Below are 3,206 nucleotides of genomic sequence, written 5' to 3' on the forward strand. Positions count from 1 at the left end.
TCAGCGTCGCCTCGGGGTGCGCGGCGTACCACACGGCGAGGTGATCGGAGGTCTCGGGCAGGATGCAGGCGGGGTCAGGGGGGCTGTCTGCCCCCCTCGGCGGCGCTGCCGCCTCACCCCCCGAGGATATTTCGCCCAAGAAGAAGGACCGGTGGGTGTCGAGCGCGGCGCGGTCTTCCGCCACCCAGGCGGGGCGGGGCGCGGTTTCGATGGCTTTCGCGGCGCGCAGGATGGGCGCGTAGCCGGTGCAGCGGCAGAGGTTGCCGGCCAGCGCGTCGGCGTGATCCGTGCGGCCCTCTGCGTGCGCGGCGGCCATGGCGGCCACGATGCCCGGCGTGCAGAAGCCGCACTGGCTGCCGTGGTGGTCGACCATGGCCTGCTGCGCCGGGTGGGGGGCCTCCGCCTCTCCGAGGCCCTCGACGGTGCGCACCGCGCGGCCCTGGAGCTGGGGCAGGAAGAGGATGCAGGCGTTCAGCGCCCGCGCACCGCGGTCGCGGTCGGTGACGACGACGGTACAGGCGCCGCAGTCGCCCTCGTTGCAGCCCTCCTTGGTGCCGGTGAGGCCGCGGCGCTCGCGCAGCCAGTCGAGGAGGGTTTCGGTCGGATGGGTCCGGGTCTCGACGGGGGTGCCGTTGAGAAGGAAGGCTGTGCGCATGGGATCGTGTTCGCCGCGGTACCCGTGGGCCGGGGCGCTCCCCTTCGATGCGGCGTAGAAGGGGCCGGCAAATTCGCGCGCCACGTGGAAAGCTGCATCGCCGGCGCGGGTTTGACAAGGGCCGGCGTGCGATGGACGCGCGAGGATCTCCGGCGGGGCCGGAGGCGCGCGTCCCTCAGCCGGGGCTGCGGTCGGCCCATCCGGCGAAGATCTTCTCCAGCACGATGACGACGTAGTAGAGCAGGATCCCGAGCACGGCGAGCGCGATCAGCACCGCGAACATCAGCGGGTAGTCGGAATTCGTCTTGCCCGAGTCGAAGAGCGCGCCGAGCCCGCGGCCGTGCGGCGAGACGATCTCCATCAGGTTCGTGCCGATGAAGGCGAGCGTCACGGCGACCTTCAGCGCGCCGAAGAACTCCGGCAGGGTCTTGGGCAGCGCGATCTTCCAGAAGATGGTGGATTGCGAGGCGCCGAGGGCGCGCAGGATGTCGCGGTACTCCGGCTCGAGCGTCGAGAGGCCGATCGAGACCGAGACGGCGATCGGGAAGAAGGAGATCATGAAGGCGATGAGCACCGTGTTGAAGTCGTGCGCGCCCACGAACATCAGCGCCACGATGGGCACCACGGTCGCCTTCGGGATGGCGTTGAAGCCCACGAGCAGCGGATAGAGCGCGTCGCGCATGGTGCGGGAGAAGCCCATGATCATGCCGAGCGCGACGCCCACGATCACCGCCAGCACCAGCCCCAGCACCGTGCGCCAGAGCGTCTGCCAGCCCATGACGATGAAGCGGTCCCAGTACTGCGCGTAGGCCGGCACGAGATCCGAGGGCGAGGCCATGACGTAGTCGGGCCAGCCGTTGGCCAGGACGAGGACCTCCCAGAGCGCGATCAGCACGAGGGTGGCGATCACCGGGGCGAGCACCGCGCGGTTGCGCATCGCCGCGGCGACGCGGCGGCCGAGCGCGGGGCGCGCGGCCTGTTCGGGCTCGGTGACGGGGGCCGGGGCGCTGGTCGTTTCGGTCAACCGTCGCTCTCCTTCGTCAGTGCATGCCGCGCGCGGCGGCACCGGGGGGTGGCGCGGGCGTGGGGGCTGTGCTCGGCTCCGCCTCGGCGGGCGCGCGGCCCTGGGCGATCTCGATCTGGTGGCGCAGCAGGTTGAGCATCTCCGCCGCCTCGGCGGTGTAGAGATGGTCGAGGTCGCGCGGGCCGGTGTCGGGCACGTCGAGGACGTATTGCGTGCGCGCGGGCCGGCCCGAGAGCACGACCACCCGGTCGGCGAGGAAGATCGCCTCGCGCAGGTCGTGCGTGATGAGCACGCCGGTGAAGGGCTCGGCGCGCTTCACCTCGTGCATGATCTGCCAGAGATCCTCGCGCGTGAAGGCGTCGAGCGCGCCGAAGGGCTCGTCGAGGATCAGCACCTCGGGCGTGTGAATGAGCGCGCGGCAGAGCGAGGCGCGCTGGCGCATGCCGCCCGAGAGCTCCGAGGGGCGCTTGTCCTCGAAGCCCTCGAGGCCGACGAGCGCGAGCAGGCGGCGCGCGCGGGCCGTGCGGTCGGCCTTCGAGAGCGAGGTCGGCACGATCTCCAGCGGCAGGAGCACGTTCTCGAGGATCGTGCGCCATTCCAGCAGCACGGGGTTCTGGAAGGCCATGCCGACGTTCGACCGCGGGCCGGTGATGCGTTCGCCATGGACGCGAACCTCGCCCGCGTCGGGGATCATCAGCCCCGCGATCAGCCGCGTCAGCGTGGACTTGCCGCATCCCGAGGGGCCGACCACGGCGGTGAAGCCGCCCTCGTCCACCGAGACCTCGAGCCCGTCGAGCACGGGCAGCGGCCCGGTGCGCGTCTGGAACGTGTGGCGCACGTCGCGGATGTCGATCAGCTTTTCCAAGCGTCCTCCTGGTGGCAGGCCGCGGGCGGCGCGCGCCCGCGGCGGTCGCGTCAGTCGAGCGGGAAGCCCCCGTCCGGCAGATAGGCGTCGGTGAAGTAGAGCCCGGCCTCCGGCGTGCGCTCGAACTCGTAGGTGAGCTGGATCTGCTCCAGCGCCTCGGCCATGCGGTCGGGGTCGATCGTCCCCATGCCGTTGGACGTCGTCCAGTCCGTGACCACATTGGCCTCGATGGAGAGTTCGAGCCGGCGCTCCTCGAGCTCGGCGTCGGCGGCCGGGTTGCGGTCGATGAGGCTCTCGATCGCTGCCGCCGGATCGGCGATGGCGTCGGTCCAGCCCTGCGCGACGGCCTCTAGGAAGCCCGAGACCGCCTCGGGGTTTTCCTCGGCGAAGTCGGTGTTCACGATCACCGCGTTGCCGTAGAGCGCCACCCCGTGATCGGCCATCAGGATGGTGGAGATGTCGTCCTCCGGCACGCCGAGGCGCACGAGGTTCAGGAAGGACGAGAAGGAGAAACCGGTCACGGCGTCCACCTCGCCCTCGGCCAGCATCGGCTCGCGCGTCGGGAAACCCACGGGCTCCACGGTGATCGCGTCCATGTCGAGGTCGTTCTCGGCGGCGAAGATCGGGAACTGCGCCCATGCGCCGTCCGGCGGCGGCGCGCC

4 protein-coding genes are annotated in these 3,206 nt (G+C 71.1%); all 4 read right to left on the reverse strand.

The features are described 5' to 3' along the window. The coding region (locus tag ACESL7_RS14715; RefSeq protein ID WP_372894048.1) for a 2Fe-2S iron-sulfur cluster-binding protein at nucleotides 1-655 on the reverse strand (655 nt) is incomplete at its 3' end. Nucleotides 656-830: 175 nt separating this feature from the next. Further along, nucleotides 831-1,592 (reverse strand): ABC transporter permease, encoded by a 762-nt coding sequence (locus ACESL7_RS14720; RefSeq protein ID WP_372894050.1) that lies wholly within the window; start codon nucleotides 1,590-1,592, stop codon nucleotides 831-833. A 103-nt stretch (nucleotides 1,593-1,695) separates the two neighbouring features. After that, nucleotides 1,696-2,517: an ABC transporter ATP-binding protein gene (locus ACESL7_RS14725; RefSeq protein ID WP_411289496.1), complete on the reverse strand. Its 822-nt coding sequence runs from the start codon at nucleotides 2,515-2,517 to the stop codon at nucleotides 1,696-1,698. Between the two features lie 77 nt (nucleotides 2,518-2,594). Further along, the coding region (locus ACESL7_RS14730) for an ABC transporter substrate-binding protein (protein WP_372894049.1) at nucleotides 2,595-3,206 on the reverse strand (612 nt) is incomplete at its 5' end.

It is taken from the genome of Rhodosalinus sp. (genome assembly GCF_041685465.1).
Taxonomy (GTDB): domain Bacteria; phylum Pseudomonadota; class Alphaproteobacteria; order Rhodobacterales; family Rhodobacteraceae; genus Rhodosalinus.